Origin of the sequence: Thalassovita sp. (genome assembly GCF_965218685.1) — a bacterium.
Taxonomy (GTDB): domain Bacteria; phylum Pseudomonadota; class Alphaproteobacteria; order Rhodobacterales; family Rhodobacteraceae; genus Thalassobius.
On the sequence record NZ_OZ244657.1, the window covers coordinates 1,481,041 to 1,497,533 of the forward strand.

A 16,493-nucleotide genomic window follows, 5' to 3' on the forward strand; every position below is an offset into this window, starting at 1 on the left:
GCGGACACGGGCCAGAGTACACTTAGATTTCCCGAAATTTTCAGACCCACGGCAGGTTTCTGCCGCGCGGGTTCACTGATAGGCGCTGCGCTTGGCGACGGTTTGGCCGTCTTCCAGTCCTGCAGGGGGGTAAAGAACGATCGGATCGCCCTGTGCCACGCCTTCGGAAATCGCTGCGGTCAGACCGTTGTTGGCCGCGACGGTCACCGGGGTCAGCACGGCCGCGCCATCATGAACCACGAACAACGCCCAGCCTTCGGTGCCATTGCGGAACAGCGCACCCGAGGGCACCGTCAGCGCTGCATCATCCGTCCAGGTCACGATCCGCGTTTCCACGCGGAACCCGTGGCCCAGGGCGGTGCGGTCCGAATAAGGGCTGGTGAAGGCGATGGTGACCTTGACCCGTTGCTCTTCGACGCCCAGGGCCGAAACCTTGGTATAGCCCCATGGCTCGATCCGCGAAACGGTGCCATGCAGCACCTCGGGCCCGCCCCAGTTGTCGATGATCACCGGATCGCCCGGCGCGATCTGCACGGCGTCGGTGGACAGAAGCTCGGCCACGACCTCAAGATCGGTTTCGATATTGCCGATCTCCAGAATGGGGGTGCCGGCGGGAACCGTGATTTCAGACCGTTGCATGATCCGCAGGACCGAGCCCGAGACCGGCGCCACGACCGACACCACGTTATCGCCTGAATCCGCATCCGCATCGAACGAGATCAGCGCCGCGCGCGCGTTGTTCAGTTCGGCAATTCGCATCGAAATCGCCGCGCGGGCCGTGTCCAGGTTGGCATTGGCCGCGCGGGCGGTGCGTTCCACCGTGTCCAGGGCGGCCTTGCTGACAATACCGCTGTCAAAAAGGCGCTTGGTGCGTTCAAGGTTCGCCTCGGCCAGATCGCGATCGGCCTGGGCCTTGTTTACGTCAGCTTCGGCCACGCGCAGGGCGGCCTCGGCGGCTTTGACACCGGCGCTGGCCTGCTCGCGGGTGCGTGCATCCAAAGCGGCCGGAGGGGCCGGCAGCATCCGTGCCACCACGCTGTCCGCCGCTACCATATCCCCGGCGTGGACGGTCAGGCGCACCAGTCGCCCGGCGATAGGGGTTGAAACGATATAGGCCTCGTGCACCTGCGTGCGGCCCTCTTCGTTGATAGTGACCTGCAGGGGGGCGGTTGTCACCTCGGCCATATCCACCAGCGTCGGGCGCGGCCAGAACGCATAGACCAGCGCACCCACAATCACGGCCGCCGTCACCAACGTTATCACCATCCGAGAGCGTTTTTTCTGTGCCATCTTCGTCTCAGTCCCTTGTTTTCAACACTGCGACCATGTCGATCTTGTCCAGTTCCCGTTTCACCAGCCACCCCGATACCGCGGCCGAGACCAGCACCGCGCTGATCGCCATGCCATAGCTGTTCGCGCTGAAGCTGACTGGGATCTGGTATATATCAGTCGAGAAGCCCTTTACCGTGAGATAGGTCAAACCATAACCCAGCGCGATCCCAAGCGGCAGCGCGGCCAGGGTGACCACGGCCAACTCGCCCAGCAACACGAACGAGGCCTCGGCCTTGGAAAATCCCATCACCCGCAGGCTGGCCAGATCGCGCGCCCGTTCGGCAAAGGCAATGCGGGCCGAGTTATAGACGATCCCGAAGGTGATAATCGCCGCGATGGCCAGCATGATGAAACGCACCGCGCCCGGGCCTTGGTTCATGATCTGGGTCAGCGCATCGCGGATGTCGGACTTGAGCGAGATGCCTGCGATCATCGGCATCTCTTTAAGCGTATCTGTCAGCGTCTCCAGCTGGGCTTCGTCAATCGTCAGCGTGGCGCCGGTGACCTGGCCCGGTTCATTCAGCACGCGGGTCAGGGCGTCCAGCTGCATGAAGGCCGGCGCACCCATCAGAGTTTCTGCCACGCCGACCACGGGCAGATGCAACACCGGGCGGTGGCCCTCGCGGATCTCGGCGGTCAGGATATCGCCGCCCTGAAGGTGCAGAACCTCGGCAAGGGCTTTGGACAGGATGACGCCTTCGGCACGCATGGCGATGGGCTGTTCATCCGCGTCGATCACCCGGTTCAGCACGGGAAATTCCGGCCGTCCCTCGATCGCACCGCGATAGCTGTAAGTACCATTGCGAAACACCGCGGGCACCGCGCGCGAGGGTTCCACATGTTCGACACCTTGCAGGCGCCCCAGCTCCAGCATGGCTTTGTCCGTCTGTTTCATGGTGAATGTCACGGCCATGTCGCCGCGATTCATGACGTTGAAGCTTAGGTCCAGCGTGATGTTGAACCCCTCCATCAAGGTCAAAGAGGAAACCGACAGCGCCAGCCCCGTCGCGATACCGATCACCGCGCCCAGCATCCGGCCCGGATACCGGGTCAGGCGGCGCAGAACCATGCGGCTGGGCTGGTCCAGCCAGCGTTTGAACCGAGCGGCCAGATCGATACTGCGGGAATAGTCAGGCGGTGCGGGCGGACGCATGGCTACCGCAGGGGTCAGGCGGAACACGCCGCGCAGGACAAACAGGCTCCCGGCCGAGGCGGTCAGGATCGACACGGCAAACCCGGTCACGAAACTGCGCGGGTCAACGGTGAACACCAGAAACGGGAACTTGTAATAGACTTGGTAAAACTTGGCCAAAGCACTGCCCGAGATGATCCCGCCAATGCTGCCTACGATGGCGCCCAGAACGGCAATCACCAGCACCAGTTTCAGGTAATGCAGACTGACCTCGAACGAGGAATAGCCGAAGGCCTTCAGCAGGCCGATTTGCTCGCGTTCGGCCTGCACCATACGGTTGATCACGATGTACAAAAGGAAGGCCGCAACCCCAAGGAAAATCGGCGGCACCACGTTCGAGGTGCTGCCAAGCCCCCGTATCTCTTCGCTGACAAACCGGTTCGAGATCAGATCCTCAAGCCCAAAAGCCCCGACTGCCCCGTAAGGCGCAAGGATCTCGTCCGCGGCCAGTATCACCGATTTGGAATTGGTGCCGCGTGACAGGGACATGATCGCCTGATTGAACGCACCTTGCATGTCATAGGCCGCCGCCAGCGCCGAAAACCGCATCCAGAACACGGCAAACCGGGCGTCGTCGGGGACCATCTCGCCCGGTGCGGTCGAGTACAAAAACTCGGGTGATTGTGCGAAGCCGGTAATGCGGAACGTGCGCCGCGTACCATTCATCGTGGCCGTCAACTGGTCGTTCAACGCCAGATCGCGGGCCTTGGCAAAGCCTTCCAGCAGCACGATCTCGTCCGAGCGGCCAAGCGCAGGCAACCGGCCGGCGGTCAGGTAGATGTCGTTCAGACGGGGCCGCCCGATGTCCGGCAAAGTCAGGGCCTGGGCGCGCACCGGCAGCTCGCGCGCGCCAATATCTATAAGCGCACTGCCGCTGACCCGCCCTTCGACCGCAGCAACGCCGGGAATGGCCGCCAACCGGTCCAGCATCCGTTCGGGCGCGCGGGTGACGGGGGCGAACACTTCGGCCAGCCGGTACCGGTCGTAATAGGCCAGCCGGGTTTCATCCAGCGTGTTCACCAGCCCCTTCATCATCACCAGCATCAGCACGCCGACGGCGATCACCAGACCGATAGCGGCCGCTTGCCCCTTGATCCGGGACAGATCGCGCAGCAGCTTTCTGTCCAGCGGGCTTACCATTCGATCTCTTCCGCAGTCAGCTTGGTGTCGTTGGTGATGACCTCGCGGATGCCGCCATCGGCGAAATGGATCACCCGGTCGGCCAGAGCGGCGGTGCTTGCGGCATGGGTGACGATGATAACCGTGGTGCCCAGCTTTTCGTTCACATCTGTCAGAACCTTCAGCACTGCCCGGCCCGTGGCGCTGTCCAGTGCGCCAGTGGGTTCGTCACAGAACAACACGGTGGGCTGTTTGGCCACGGCACGGGCAATCGCAACGCGCTGCTGCTCTCCGCCTGACATTTCCGAAGGGAAGTGATGCGCACGTTCGTCCAACCCGACCAGCGCCAACGCCTGCCCCGCATCCATCGGATCGGTCGAGATTTCCGTGACCAGTTCAACATTTTCACGTGCGTTCAGGCTGGGCATCAGGTTGTAGAACTGAAAGACAAAGCCAACGTGGTCTCGCCGGTACCGTGTCAACTCGGAATCGGTGAGGGCGGTCAGTTCGGTGTCCTGAAAATGGGCGCTGCCATCGGTAGGACGGTCCAGCCCGCCCAGGATATTCAATAGCGTGGATTTGCCACTGCCCGAGGGGCCAAGAAGCACCACAAACTCGCCCGAGGGAATGGTCAAATCCACACCGCGCAAGGCATGCACGGCTGCGGGCCCCTCGCCATAGACCTTGGTCAGGCCCTTGGTGGTGAACGCGTCTGAAGTCGGGGATTTGTTGGTCATACTGGCCCCCATCTGTATCGAACTCAGCCTAACCGATCCTGTCCGCAGTACCACTGCAAAAGTTGCAGGCCGTTACGGCAGGATCTGCAGCCAAACCCATGCTGTGAAAATACATAAGATCGTTCCAAGCAAAATCGAAGAGGCTGCGACCCTTTTGCCCACGCCGTACATGTTGGCGAAAAGATAGGTGTTAACGCCCGGTGCCATGGCTGCCGTCAGCACGGCCGAGCGTTCGCTGGCAATTGGCAGCGCCAGTCCTTTGGCCATCCCAAGGACCAGAAGCGGATGCACCACAAGCCCGATGGTCAGAACAAAGGCGATGACCTTAAGATCGCCCTCGGGGCGATAACGGAACAGCACGCCGCCAAGGCCGAACAAGGCTGTGGGCAGGGCCGCGCGGCCCATCAGTTCTAACGCGGCGGTCAGCGGAGCGGGCAGGGCGGTTTCGGTCAGGTTCACCGCGAAGCCCAGTACCAGCCCCAACACCAGCGCATTGCGGAACATTGCCCGGGCCACCTGACGCACCAGCCGCAAAGGCGAGCGGCTGCGCGCACGCACCAGCTCCATTACGGTGATGCCCAGCATGTAGCAAAATGGCGCGTGCACCGCGATGATCGCATAGTTTCCGCCCAGCCCCTCGGGGCCATAGGCACGCTCGGTGATCGGCAGGCCCAGCAGAAGCGAGTTCGAAAACAGCCCGACAAAGCCGATGGCGACGCTGTCCTCCCACGGGCGGCCAAATAAGAAGCGCGCGCCGCACATGGCCAGCACGAAACAGATAGCAGCCCCGGAATAGAACGAGGCCAACAGCCTTAGGTCAAAGCTCTGACCCAGATCCAGCCGCGAGATGGCCAGGAACAGCAGGCAGGGGATCGCAAAGTTCTGCGCAAAGATCATCAGCCCGTCGATTTGATCTTGCGTGATCAGCCGACGCCAGACGGCCGCATAGCCAAAGCCAATGACCAGAAAGACCGGCAGGACGACGTTCAACAGCTCGTGCATAGCAGGTAACCTTGCGCAAATGGTCTTTCCGCAAGCGGGGTCAGACCTGGTACGAGATCGTCATCCCGTCATAGGCCGGGGTGATGTGGTCCGGTGTTTCGTCCTTGAGCGTCTGGTAGTCCAGATCGATATGCAGGTTGGTCAGCACGGCGCGGCGCGGGGCCGCGCGCGTGATCCATTCCAGCGACTGTTCCAGATGCGCATGGGTGGGGTGCGGTGCACGCCGCAGCGTGTCCAATATCCAGCAATCCAGCCCCTGCAGAACGTCCCATGCCTCGTCATAGATCTGGGCGACATCGGGCAAATAGGCCAGATCGTGGATGCGAAACCCCAGCGAGTCGATCGAGCCGTGGTTCACCTTGAACGGGGTCAGGGTGATGTCGCCGCCGGCGCCGCTGATCGTGACGTCTCCGTTGATCGTGTGCATGTCCAGGATCGGCGGATAGGGGCTGTCTTCGGGCTGGATAAAAGCATATCCGAACCGCGAGTACAGGTTGTTTTGCGTGTCTCCGTCGGCCCAGACGGGCAGGCGCTTGCGCATGTTGAAGACGATCATCCGCAGATCATCCAGCCCATGCACGTGGTCCGCATGCGAGTGGGTCCAGACCACGCTGTCCAGATGGCCAACACCAGCGTCCAGAAGTTGCTGGCGCATGTCCGGTGAGGTGTCGATCAGAACGGTGGTGGTGCCTTCGTCCGCGATCCTTTCGATCAGCAGCGAACAGCGCTTGCGCATGTTGCGCGGGTTGTTCGGGTCGCAATCGCCCCAATGTCCGCCCAGGCGCGGCACCCCGCCGGACGAGCCGCAGCCCAATATGGTAAAGCGCAGCTCGGTCATCAGGCGGCGGCCTCGTATTGGGCGGCTTTCCAGAACAGGCGGTCGAAATTGGCCTGTGTCTGGGCTGCGAAATCAGCGTAATCCATGCCAAACACCTCGGCGCCGACCTTGGCCGTGTAAATGGTATAGCCCGGCTCGTTGCGCTTGCCACGGAAGGGTTTGGGCGCCAGATAGGGGCTGTCGGTTTCCACCAGGATGCGATCCACAGGCGCGGCGGCGAAAATATCGCGGACCTCTTGGCTTTTGGGGAAGGTGGCGATGCCGGACATGGACAGATAGAAACCCAGCTCCAGCGCGGTTTTCGCCAGCTCGGGGCCAGACGTATAGCAGTGCATCACGCAGGAAAACGCGCCATTGGCGTGTTCGGCGGACAAGATGTCCGCCATGTCCTGATCGGCATCGCGCGAGTGGATGATCAGCGGTAAACCGGTCTTCCGGGCGGCCTCGATATGGATGGGCAGGGATTGCTTCTGCACCTCGGCGCTGTCGGCGGTATAGTGGTAATCCAGCCCGGTTTCGCCGATGCCGACGAATTTGGGGTGCTGGGCCAGTGCCACCAGTTCTTCGACCGTCGCCAAGGGTTCGTCAGCGGCGCTCATCGGGTGGGTGCCTGCGGCATAGAACACGGGGGCATGCGCCTCGGCGATTGCGCGGACCTGAGGTTCGTTCTTCAGACGGGTGCAGATGGTGACCATACGGGTTACGCCAGCCTCGAGAGCGCGGGCGATCACATCGGCGCGTTCGTCATCGAAATCGGGAAAATCCAGATGGCAGTGGCTGTCGGTGATTTGGATCGTGTCGGTCATAAGGCCCCTGGTGCGGGGATCAGCCCGCGGCGGTTTGCTGTATCTTGAAAACCGTATCTAGGATCAACGCGGTGGGGTCAAGGTTGACCGCCCGGCCATGCTGCATCCGGGCACTGATCTGCTGAGCGGTCTGCGCCCATGCCCGCGCCTTGTGCGGATCGGGGGCCAGGCGGGTCAGCAGGGCAGCCTCGCCGGGGACGGCCTCGGTTTGTGGGGGGTGGCCCAGGGTGCCTGCACGAGCCAGTCGGGTCAACAGAAGATCGTTCAGGGATAACAACAGGTTCAGTTTCGCGTCGGCCCCGCGTGCGGCGGCGGCCTCGGCCAGTTTCAAGGCGCGGGCGCGGTCCATTTGCGGCAGTGTAGAATACAGCCCGACCAGTTCCTGATACATCTGCATCCCGCCCAGATTGACAAGGCGGATTGCCTCTCCGACCGAGCCTGCGGCCAGTTCCGCCAGCCCGGCGGGATTGTCGTGCAAGTTGATCTGCGCCTGCTCAAGCGCCAAGGCCATGTTTTCCGGCGACAATGGCGACAGGCGCAGCTCGCGACAGCGCGAGCGGATTGTCGGCAGGATGCGCGTCGGCTGGTGGCAGACCAACAGCAAGGTGGTGTTCGCGGGCGGCTCTTCCAGCATTTTCAGCAAGGCGTTGGCTGCCTGCACGTTCATTTCATCAGCGGCGTCCACGATCACCACGCGGCGGCCGCCGTCACTGGCAGACATGTGGAAAAAGTTGGCCAGCTTGCGCACTTCGTCCACGCGGATTTCGGCGGCGAATTTTCCGTCGTTCAGGTTCTTTTCACGGTCCGCCTCGGTCGAGCCAGCCCCGCCCCGGCGCAGCAGGAAGAGCCCCGGTTCAGACATGGCCAGAACGCGGCGGGCAACGGGATGCTCGGGCGAGATCTCAAGGCTGTGCGCCTCGGGGGGACCGCCGAACATGTCGTTGCCATCGTCCATTGGGGTCGCCAGCAAAAAGCGCGCGATCCGCCACGCCAGCGAGGCCTTGCCGACCCCACGCGGGCCGGTGATCAGCCAACCATGGTGCAGCCGCCCCGAGTTGAAGGCCTGCAGAAAATCGGCCTCGGCGGTGGCCTGCCCGATGACGCGAAGCGTCTCGCGGGGATGAGGCGCGCCCTCGATCCGGTCGGCTTGGGGGGTGTCACTCATGGCAGGTGCGGCGTGATGGTGGACAGAACGCGCGCAGCGACGTTTTCGGGCGCATCATCCCCGTCGATCACCACGAAACGGTCACTGAATTCATCGGCCAGCGATAGAAAGCCAGCGCGCATTTTCTGCTGCAGCGCCTCACCGAAGGATTCAAAGCGTTCCTCGGTGCCTTGGCGGGACAAGGCGCGCGACAAACCCACGGCGGGGTCCATGTCGATCAGAACGGTGATGTCTGGCTCTTGTCCGATCATCAGATCATGCAACGTGTCCACGGCCTGGCGCAGATCGCCCCTGCTGAGACCCTGGTACATACGTGTGCTGTCAGCAAAACGGTCGCAGATCACCACCTTGCCAGCTTCCAGCGCCGGGCGGATGGTACGCTCCAGATGATCGCGGCGAGCGGCGGTGAACAACAGAAGCTCGGTTTCGGCGGACCAGCGGTCGGGGTCGCCTTGCAGGACCAGCGCGCGGATTTCCTCGGCGCCGGGGCTGCCGCCGGGTTCACGGGTCAGCACCACGTCACTGCCCATCTCCTGCAGAGCCTGTGCCAAAAGACGGGCCTGCGTGGATTTGCCGGACCCGTCGATGCCTTCGAAACTGATGAATAGTCCGGTCAAGTGGCGCCCTCGGGGCCGTCATTCAGGCGGCCAAGCAGGATTTGTGCCACCGTGGCCACGCGCGAGATGAAGCCGCCCTTGGGCACGTCCCGTTCAGCGACCAACGGCACCTGGACCGAGGCCATGCCAGCCGGTTTCAGCACCAGCGTCGCGATTTCCTGCCCCTGCTTTACCGGGGCCGAGATCGGACCCTGATAGACCACTTCGGCCTCGACCTGTTTGGCGTTCAGCGCGGGCAGCAATGCGGTGACGTCCTGCGCAGGTACAAGTCCAACGCGCGGCTCGGCGCCCATCCAGATATCGGCTTGCGCAATCACCGTTCCGGCCTTGGCGACAGGGCGCTGGACGAACTGGCGAAAGGACCAGTTGACGATCGCCTCGGATTCTTCGGCGCGCGCGGCCGCGCTTTGCAGCCCCGAAAGCACAAAGATCACCCGCCGGTTCCCTTGCTTGGCCGAGCCGACCAGCCCATACCCGGCCTCGCTGGTGTGGCCGGTTTTCAGCCCGTCCGCACCGATACCCAGCCCCAGCAGCGGGTTGCGGTTGGTTTTGTTCTGCGGGGCGCGGCCGTCAAAGGCGAACTCGCGCTCGGCAAACAGTGGATAGAATTCGGGGAAATCCGTGATCAGGTGATTGGCCAGAATGGCCAGATCGCGCATCGACATGCGGTGCCCGGCCTGCGGCCAGCCGTTCGAGTTTGTGAAGGTCGAATTGTTCATCCCCATCTGGATCGCGCGCTGGGTCATCATCCGGGCAAAGCCGGCTTCGGTCCCGTCGGGGCTCAGCGCCTCGGCGATCACGGCGCAGGCGTCATTGCCGGACAGCACGATGATACCGCGCAGCAAATCTTCGACCCGGACACGGTCAGTGGTGTCCAGGAACATGGTCGAGCCCTTGTAGCTCATGGCATGAGTGGACACGGGCAGACGCTCGTTCAGGGTCAGACGGCCATCGCGGATCGCCTCGAACGCCATGTAAAGCGTCATCAGCTTGGACATCGATGCCGGCGGCAGCGGCACATCGGCGTTCTTGTTCAGCAGCACCGTACCCGTCGTCTGGTCTATCACAAAAGCCGAGCTTGCGCGGGTGTCAAAGGCGCTGGCAGGGCTGGCCAGAACGGCCATTGCCAAGGTCAGGCCCAACAGTTTGTGCAGAACGCGTTTCATTCCGTGCTCCTTGTTGTCAGCGCCTGATCAGCCTTTGACGGCGTAGGCGTCGCCAAAGCCCTTGGCCTTGATCTTTTTCAGGTTCGAGGTCCGCTCGGCCGCGGTTTTGGCCGGGCCCACGATGACCCGCCAGAAGGTCTTGCCCTTCGAGGTCTGCTTCTTGATTTCAGCCTTCAGACCCGCCGCTTTCATCGTCTTGGCCGCCGATTTCGCGTTGGACTCGACGCTGAAAATGCCAATCTGGACATAGGGTTTTTCAAGGCCGGCATTGCTGCGCTTGGGGGGCGTGGCGGGTGTTGCTTTCGCCTCGGCCTTTTCAATGGCTTTTTCGGCCGACTTGATCGGATCCAGCGGTTTTTCTTCGATCATGCCATCGGGCTTGGCTTCGGGATCGGGCTTGGTCTCGGCCGTGGCCTCGGGTTCAGGCGCAGGGGGCGGCGTTTGCTCGACCTGCTCGCGTCGCAGGGCCGTGACGTTCAACTGAACGGGTTTGCCGGCCAGAACCCCAAGGGCTGCCGCCGCATCCGATGAAACCTGCAAACGCGGCCCGGGATTTTCCCGTTCACGACGGAACAGCGCGCCGATGACGAATTTGTCATTAGTGGTGTTGCGGATGATCACGCGTTCAGGCTCGATCACGTCTGGGTGCGCGACCCAGACCCCACCAAGCGAGGGGCGTCCGTCCCAAAGGCCGGCCTCGGTCACCTGGAACACGTCCGGTGCTTCGACGTCACGCTCGATCAACTTGACCGAGCGAGTGGCCCCAGCGTCACCATCGGCGTCAGGTTTCTTGTTCAAAAACTGAAAGTTACCGTCCTGGCAAGCGGTCAATGCAGCCATTGCCCCCACCATCAGCGTCACCCGCATTCCCGAGCGTTTCACCCCTGATATCATATCCACCTGCCTATTGCCTGCTCTCGTGGTTCGCCCACCGTTGTCCCAGCGCTCAAAGCCGTCCGTGAGCTGATGCTGCATGGTCGGCACCTTGCCTTTAGCGCAGTGTAGCGGCATGGGCGCGCCAATGAAAGTCCGGCAGCGCGGCTCGGCGGATTTTCACGCCTGATGCCCTGACCAGGGTGCGCTTGGCGATTTGCTTGGAATTGGGCTTGAGCTTGCGCAGGCTTCCAATTACCTGTGCAAAGAGTCGGCGCGCAAACATTCGCGCCACCAACGGAAGCGTGGCCGAGTGGTTGAAGGCACTGGTCTTGAAAACCAGCAACGGGGAAACTCGTTCGTGGGTTCGAATCCCACCGCTTCCGCCACAGGCACTTGTCTTAGTTTTCCTGCATTGCTGGCTTAGATTTCTGTCGCCATTCCGGGCGGGTGGTGCCGACTTCGGCGTTATTCCCGCACCCGAGAGGATTTCGGATCATACAGCGGCGATAGGCTGGCCTCGGCCTCGACGATCTGCCCTGCAACATCAATGCGGTACTGCGAGGACAGCAATTCGGCGGCGCTCTCATCGGGGCGGCAGGGAACATATCCAAGACCGATCGCACCGCCCAGCGCATGGCCATAGTTGCCCGAGGTCAGATAGCCCACGATCTTACCATCGCGCAGAATTGGCTCGTTGTGGAAAAGCAGCGGATCAGGGTCATTGAGACGGAATTGTATCATGCGCCGCGACAGGCCGACTTCGCGTTTTCGCAGCACCGCGTCCCGACCAATGAAATCGCCTTTGCCTGTCTTTACCGCGAACCCAAGGCCCGCTTCGACGACATGGTCTTCGTCTGTGATGTCATGACCAAAGTGGCGATAGGCTTTCTCGACCCGGCAACTGTCCATGGCGTGCAAACCGCAAAGTTTAAGGCCAACGTCCTTGCCTGCGTGTAAAATCGTCTCAAAGACATGGGCGGCTTGGTCCGTGGGGACGTATAGCTCCCAGCCAAGTTCACCGACGTAGGTTACCCGGTGCGCCCGGGCAAGCCCCATGCCGATCTCGATCTCGCGCGCGGTTCCGAATGGGTGGGTTTCGTTGGAAAAATCGTTGGGCGAAACCAGGCTCAGCAGATCGCGCGCGTGCGGGCCCATGATGGGCAGAACGGCCTCGGCCGAGGTGACATCCGTGATCGTCACCCATTGATCGCCAAGATGATTGCGCAGCCACACCAGATCGCGCTGTAGCGTAGCGCCGGGTACCACAAGGAAAAAGACGGTTTCGGACAGGCGCGTGACGGTCAGGTCGCTCTCGATCCCCCCGCGCGCGTTAAGCATTTGCGTATAGACGATGCGCCCCACGGAAACATCCACATCATTCGCGCAGACCCGCTGTAAAAAGGCAGTCGCGTCGCGCCCTTCCACACGGATTTTCCCGAAACTGGTCATATCAAGAAGGCCGACGCCTTCGCGCATGGCCATATGTTCGGCACGCTGGTTTTCAAACCAGTTCTGGCGCTTCCAGCTGTAGCGATATTCCCGCTCTTGCCCCTCGTTGGCGAACCAGTTGGCGCGTTCCCAGCCGGCTGTTTCTCCGAATACGGCGCCTTGGGATTTTAAGTGCTCATGAAGGGGCGAGCGGCGCACACCGCGCGCGGTTGCCATTTGCCGGAAAGGGAAGTGGTCCGCGTACAAAAGGCCCAGCGTCTCGCTTACGCGCTCTTTCAGGTATTGGCGGTTTTTCTGGAATGGCTGAGCGCGGCGAATATCCACGTCCCACAAATCGAAAGGAGGTTCGCCATCATTCATCCATTGCGCCAGCGCCATCCCCGCGCCGCCTGACGACACGATGCCAATCGAGTTATAGCCGGCAGCCACCCAATACCCACGCAAACCTGGCGCTTCACCAAGATAGTAACGGTCATCAGGCGTAAAGCTTTCGGGCCCGTTAAAGAAGGTTTGAATGCCGGATTCTGCCAACATTGGCATCCGGGACACGGCCTTTTCCAAAATCGGTTCGAAATGGTCGAAGTCTTCGGGAAGTTGGTCGAAGCAGAAATCTTCGCTGATGCCGTTCATGCCCCAGGGTTTGGCTTTGGGCTCAAACGCACCCAGCAGGATCTTGCCCGCGTCCTCTTTGTAATAAGCGCATTCGTCGGGCACGCGCAGAACAGGAAGCTGCGCCAGTTGAGGAATGTTTTCAGTGACGATGTAGAAATGCTCGCAGGCATGAAGCGGCAACGTCACATCGTTTTGCGCGGCGAAATCGCGGGCCCACATGCCGCCGCAGTTCACAACGTGTTCCGCGCTGATGTGGCCCTTTTCACCGTTCGCGTCCCAAGTGACGCCGGTCACACGCCCATCTGCCGTGGTCACCTCGGTTACCTTGACCTGCTCGATGATCCTGGCGCCCAGTTGCCGGGCTCCTTTTGCCAGCGCCAAGGCGATATTGCCCGGATCGGCTTGCCCATCCTTGGGCAGATGCACCCCGGCCACGACATCTTCGATATTCAGGTGGGGGTAGTGATCCAGCACTTCGGCAGGGGAAAGCTCGTTAACATCCACGTCAAAGGCGCGGGCCATGGCGGCTTGCCTGAACAATTCCTCGCGGCGCTCTTCGGTCAGGGCCACAGTGATCGATCCGCATTGCCGAAAACCCGTCGCAAGGCCCGTTTCGGCCTCGAGCTGGGCATAGAGATCAGCCGAGTATTTGGCCAGGCGGGTCATGTTCTGGCTTGCGCGAAGTTGACCGACCAGCCCGGCCGCGTGCCACGTCGTGCCCGAGGTCAGCTGCTTGCGTTCAAGCAGGACAATGTCGGTCCAGCCAAGCTTGGCCAGGTGATACGCAACCGAGCAGCCAGAAATGCCGCCGCCAATGATAACTACGCGGGCTTTTGCGGGAAGTGCAGTCATTGAGGTATCCGGTGTTGAAGGTGGGTAGGGTAGACTTTAACCATTTCCAGATAGTCACGCAAAAAATGAAAAAACAATAAAAAATTTCATAATGAAGATAAAAACATCTAACAAGTTCAATTTTGCGTCTTCATACCTTGCACCTTTCAGTCAGCTTCGCCAAATTGCCAACGGCAAAAAGGGACGCGCAATGAGCCATCATGTTGGTGTGGACATCCGATCGCTACGCAAGGCGCGGGGCATGACCTTGGCGCAGCTGGCAGCAGATGTGGGGCGCTCGGTCGGGTGGCTTAGCCAGATTGAGCGTGGCCAGACAACACCATCCGTGCGGGACCTTGGCCTGATTGCAGAACAGCTTGAAGTGACCCTTAGCTTTTTCTTCCGGTCATCAAGCCGCGCCCAAGAAGAACAGGGGCTGGTCCTGCGTGCAGCAGACCGTCCCGCAATCGGGTCCGAGGAAAGCGGTTTGACCGAAGAGCTGCTGTCTCCGACCCTCAGCGGGTCATTCGAAATGATCCGTTCGGTCTTTGCAGCGGGCTCTGCCAGTGATGGCATGCAAAAGGCGCGCGCGTCCGAAGATGGTGGCGTGCTGCTAAGCGGTGAATTGACCCTGATCATCGGGGAAACCGAGGTCAAATTGGCTGCCGGCGACAGCTTTCAGTTCAGCCAGGCAGAATACGCTTGGAAAAACGAGGGCGACACGCCTGCGGTCGTCATCTGGGTCGTGGCACCACCGATATACTAGGCCAGCGCGTCGCCGATGCCCGTCTGGAAGCCGGGAACACAGCAGTCCCAAACGACTTGCCGACGGGAGAATGCAACCTGATGGCAAAATTGCAACGCGTAAGTACGCACCTTTTCTGCTCACGGTTCTGCCCAATTATTACCTTATTCCGCTTCTAGGCAAAGGCTAGAAACAAGAGAGGAAAGTCGATGTATTCGGTCTATGCAGAAGAACTGGAGCGAAACCGCATGGTGAAGTCGGTTCAACGCTTCCTTTTGAATGGAGTGCTTGTCGTTGCAACCCTGGGTGTCATTGGCGCCATTGGATTGGCGAGCATCGGGCCAGCTTTCGGTGAAGTAGGTGCACTATTGCCTGAGGCACCGCAGGTGACCCGCTAGTTTCTGTAAAAGCGCGGGCGCCCCGCTGGGCAATAAGCGGGGCGCCCACGCATAGAATACCGCCCGGCATCATGTGATGTCCGGGCGGTTTCCTTTTGTGACGACTTCACGCGGCTTTCGCCTGTTCACAAAATTCCGAAATACTCGCGCTGTTCCCATTCGCTGACGGTGCTCAGGTAACGTTGCCATTCGGCGCGCTTGAGCTGGGACAGGTAACTGGTGAAGTCTTCCCCCAGCGCGTTGCTGAACAATGTCGAGCTTTCAAAGGCCTCGATCGCGTCAATCAGGCTTGAAGGCAGGGCGCGGCCATCGCTGTCATAAGGCGTTTCGACCGGGGCGGGGGGATGACGCCCGGCGTTCAGCCCGTCCAGACCCGCCACAACCTGCGCGGCCAGACAGAAATAGGGGTTTGCGGCGGGTTCGGCCACGCGGTTTTCGATGCGGCTGGCCGGATCGCCGGGGGACAGTAGGGCACGGATCATCGCGCCCCTGTTATCGGTGCCCCATTCAATCCGGTCAGGCGCCAGCTGGAAGGGTTGATAACGCTTGTACCCATTCACCGTAGGCGTCGTTAGCAGGCAGCAAGCTGGCGCATGTTCCAATAGCCCCGCGATCCACCCCGAGGCTTGCGGGGTCAGTTGCCCCTCGGTCATGGGGGTAAACAGGTTGGTGCCTTGGGCGTCCGTCAGAGACTGGTGCAGATGCCAGCCGCTGGCGGCGGTGTTATCCACCTTGGGGCGCGACATGAACGTGGCGTGCAGCCCCTCGCGGGCGCAGGTCTCTTTCACCATCGCGCGAAAGCGCATCATGTTGTCGGCGTGGGTCAGGGCGTCAGCGGGATCAAAGGTGAATTCGAACTGGCTGGGCCCCATCTCGACCTCGGTCGTGCGGACGGACAGACCCAGCGCCTGCGCATTGCGGCGCAGCATGTCCATCACCGGCTCCATCCGGTCATAGCTGGTCTCGGACAGGAACTGGTATCCCTGATCCAGCAGTCGGGTTTTCGGGGGGCGGCCGGGCATGCCGGCATCTTTGTGTTCCAGCGCAGGATCGGTCATCTCGAAGACATGAAATTCGACCTCCAACCCGACGGTAAGCCCCATACCCATGGCGGACAGATCAGACAGCGCGCGGCGCAGCACCGGACGGGGCGCAAAGGGCAGGGGCGCGCCGTCTCGGGCATATGGATCGCAGAACAGCCAGGCCGAGTGCGGCGCCCAGGGCAGCACCCGGAAAGTATCAGGGTCGGGAACCAACAGCATGTCTGCTGCCCCGCCCAGCGATGCGACGCCAGCGGCCTCTTGGCCTTCCCATACAGGGAATACCGTGCTGTTCGAGCTGTCTTTCAGCAGCAGCGTACCCGGCACGTTCAGCCCGTCACGAAACACCGCCCCCAGCGCCGAGGAAACTACGGTTTTGCCCCGCAATATTCCGTGCGGATCGGCAAAGACCACGCGAACGGTTTCCAGCCCGTCGGCCTCGACCCGAGCGATCAATTCAGCCGCGCGGTTCAGCTGATCGGCGCTTAGCAGCTGAAGTCGAGCCAGACGTCCTGCGCTTAGGCTTTGGGCAATCGCTTGGCTCATGACGGCGTCCTTTTTCGTGCGC

General features: G+C 61.4%; 14 protein-coding genes and 1 tRNA gene. 3 read left to right on the plus strand and 12 right to left on the minus strand.

All coding sequences use genetic code 11. The features are described from left to right. Window positions 1-72 precede the first annotated feature (72 nt). The 10 genes from ACOQOQ_RS07535 to ACOQOQ_RS07580 all read right to left on the minus strand — a co-directional run bounded on the left by ACOQOQ_RS07535 (window position 73) and on the right by ACOQOQ_RS07580 (window position 10,868). Entirely contained in the window at window positions 73-1,290 is a 1,218-nt protein-coding gene (locus ACOQOQ_RS07535; protein WP_420569523.1) for an efflux RND transporter periplasmic adaptor subunit, read from the minus strand. A 7-nt stretch (window positions 1,291-1,297) separates the two neighbouring features. Then, a complete protein-coding gene (locus ACOQOQ_RS07540; RefSeq protein WP_420569524.1) occupies window positions 1,298-3,664 on the minus strand; it encodes an ABC transporter permease in 2,367 nt (788 codons plus the stop codon). Then, a complete protein-coding gene (locus ACOQOQ_RS07545) occupies window positions 3,658-4,380 on the minus strand; it encodes an ABC transporter ATP-binding protein (RefSeq protein ID WP_420569525.1) in 723 nt (240 codons plus the stop codon). Before ACOQOQ_RS07545 ends, ACOQOQ_RS07540 begins: the two co-directional genes overlap by 7 nt. 72 nt (window positions 4,381-4,452) lie before the next feature. Further along, complete coding sequence (locus ACOQOQ_RS07550) at window positions 4,453-5,382, minus strand: AEC family transporter (protein WP_420569526.1); 930 nt, start codon at window positions 5,380-5,382, stop codon at window positions 4,453-4,455. Window positions 5,383-5,422: 40 nt separating this feature from the next. After that, a complete protein-coding gene (locus tag ACOQOQ_RS07555) occupies window positions 5,423-6,220 on the minus strand; it encodes an MBL fold metallo-hydrolase (RefSeq protein WP_420569527.1) in 798 nt (265 codons plus the stop codon). Next, the gene (locus ACOQOQ_RS07560) at window positions 6,220-7,026 is read right to left on the minus strand and encodes a TatD family hydrolase (RefSeq protein ID WP_420569528.1); all 807 of its coding nucleotides are present in this window, start codon (window positions 7,024-7,026) and stop codon (window positions 6,220-6,222) included. The genes ACOQOQ_RS07555 and ACOQOQ_RS07560 overlap by 1 nt, the downstream gene beginning before the upstream one ends. A gap of 19 nt (window positions 7,027-7,045) precedes the next feature. Next, on the minus strand, window positions 7,046-8,191 hold the full coding sequence (locus ACOQOQ_RS07565; RefSeq protein WP_420569529.1) for a DNA polymerase III subunit delta': 1,146 nt from the start codon (window positions 8,189-8,191) through the stop codon (window positions 7,046-7,048). Continuing rightward, window positions 8,188-8,808: a dTMP kinase gene (tmk, locus tag ACOQOQ_RS07570; protein WP_420569530.1), complete on the minus strand. Its 621-nt coding sequence runs from the start codon at window positions 8,806-8,808 to the stop codon at window positions 8,188-8,190. The genes ACOQOQ_RS07565 and tmk overlap by 4 nt, the downstream gene beginning before the upstream one ends. Continuing rightward, entirely contained in the window at window positions 8,805-9,974 is a 1,170-nt protein-coding gene (locus tag ACOQOQ_RS07575; protein WP_420569531.1) for a D-alanyl-D-alanine carboxypeptidase family protein, read from the minus strand. Before ACOQOQ_RS07575 ends, tmk begins: the two co-directional genes overlap by 4 nt. A 27-nt stretch (window positions 9,975-10,001) precedes the next feature. Next, window positions 10,002-10,868: an SPOR domain-containing protein gene (locus ACOQOQ_RS07580; protein WP_420569744.1), complete on the minus strand. Its 867-nt coding sequence runs from the start codon at window positions 10,866-10,868 to the stop codon at window positions 10,002-10,004. 278 nt (window positions 10,869-11,146) lie between these two features. Here ACOQOQ_RS07580 and ACOQOQ_RS07585 point away from each other — a divergent pair. Further along, window positions 11,147-11,236, plus strand: a tRNA-Ser gene (locus tag ACOQOQ_RS07585). A 79-nt stretch (window positions 11,237-11,315) separates the two neighbouring features. Here ACOQOQ_RS07585 and ACOQOQ_RS07590 read toward each other — a convergent pair. Next, window positions 11,316-13,763 carry a GcvT family protein gene (locus ACOQOQ_RS07590; RefSeq protein ID WP_420569532.1) on the minus strand — a complete coding sequence of 816 codons (2,448 nt, stop codon included), beginning with the start codon at window positions 13,761-13,763 and terminating at the stop codon, window positions 11,316-11,318. Window positions 13,764-13,953: 190 nt separating this feature from the next. Between ACOQOQ_RS07590 and ACOQOQ_RS07595 the strand changes: the two genes are divergently transcribed. Together ACOQOQ_RS07595 and ACOQOQ_RS07600 are read left to right on the plus strand one after the other, a co-directional pair. Further along, window positions 13,954-14,508 (plus strand): helix-turn-helix domain-containing protein, encoded by a 555-nt coding sequence (locus ACOQOQ_RS07595; protein ID WP_420569533.1) that lies wholly within the window; start codon window positions 13,954-13,956, stop codon window positions 14,506-14,508. 188 nt (window positions 14,509-14,696) lie between these two features. Then, complete coding sequence (locus tag ACOQOQ_RS07600) at window positions 14,697-14,885, plus strand: hypothetical protein (RefSeq protein ID WP_420569534.1); 189 nt, start codon at window positions 14,697-14,699, stop codon at window positions 14,883-14,885. Window positions 14,886-15,010: 125 nt separating this feature from the next. Here the strand turns inward: ACOQOQ_RS07600 and ACOQOQ_RS07605 are convergent, their stop codons facing one another. Continuing rightward, window positions 15,011-16,471: a glutamine synthetase family protein gene (locus ACOQOQ_RS07605; protein WP_420569535.1), complete on the minus strand. Its 1,461-nt coding sequence runs from the start codon at window positions 16,469-16,471 to the stop codon at window positions 15,011-15,013. Between the last annotated feature and the right edge of the window lie 22 nt (window positions 16,472-16,493).

Excerpts from the sequence above, each read along its gene's own strand:
- ACOQOQ_RS07535 (WP_420569523.1), bottom strand. The coding sequence starts at position 1,290 with ATGGCACAGAAAAAACGCTCTCGGATGGTGATAACGTTGGTGACGGCG.
- ACOQOQ_RS07540 (WP_420569524.1), bottom strand. The coding sequence starts at position 3,664 with ATGGTAAGCCCGCTGGACAGAAAGCTGCTGCGCGATCTGTCCCGGATC.
- ACOQOQ_RS07545 (WP_420569525.1), bottom strand. The coding sequence starts at position 4,380 with ATGACCAACAAATCCCCGACTTCAGACGCGTTCACCACCAAGGGCCTG.
- ACOQOQ_RS07550 (WP_420569526.1), bottom strand. The coding sequence starts at position 5,382 with ATGCACGAGCTGTTGAACGTCGTCCTGCCGGTCTTTCTGGTCATTGGC.
- ACOQOQ_RS07555 (WP_420569527.1), bottom strand. The coding sequence starts at position 6,220 with ATGACCGAGCTGCGCTTTACCATATTGGGCTGCGGCTCGTCCGGCGGG.
- ACOQOQ_RS07560 (WP_420569528.1), bottom strand. The coding sequence starts at position 7,026 with ATGACCGACACGATCCAAATCACCGACAGCCACTGCCATCTGGATTTT.
- ACOQOQ_RS07565 (WP_420569529.1), bottom strand. The coding sequence starts at position 8,191 with ATGAGTGACACCCCCCAAGCCGACCGGATCGAGGGCGCGCCTCATCCC.
- ACOQOQ_RS07575 (WP_420569531.1), bottom strand. The coding sequence starts at position 9,974 with ATGAAACGCGTTCTGCACAAACTGTTGGGCCTGACCTTGGCAATGGCC.
- ACOQOQ_RS07580 (WP_420569744.1), bottom strand. The coding sequence starts at position 10,868 with ATGATATCAGGGGTGAAACGCTCGGGAATGCGGGTGACGCTGATGGTG.
- ACOQOQ_RS07590 (WP_420569532.1), bottom strand. The coding sequence starts at position 13,763 with ATGACTGCACTTCCCGCAAAAGCCCGCGTAGTTATCATTGGCGGCGGC.
- ACOQOQ_RS07595 (WP_420569533.1), top strand. The coding sequence starts at position 13,954 with ATGAGCCATCATGTTGGTGTGGACATCCGATCGCTACGCAAGGCGCGG.
- ACOQOQ_RS07600 (WP_420569534.1), top strand. The coding sequence starts at position 14,697 with ATGTATTCGGTCTATGCAGAAGAACTGGAGCGAAACCGCATGGTGAAG.
- ACOQOQ_RS07605 (WP_420569535.1), bottom strand. The coding sequence starts at position 16,471 with ATGAGCCAAGCGATTGCCCAAAGCCTAAGCGCAGGACGTCTGGCTCGA.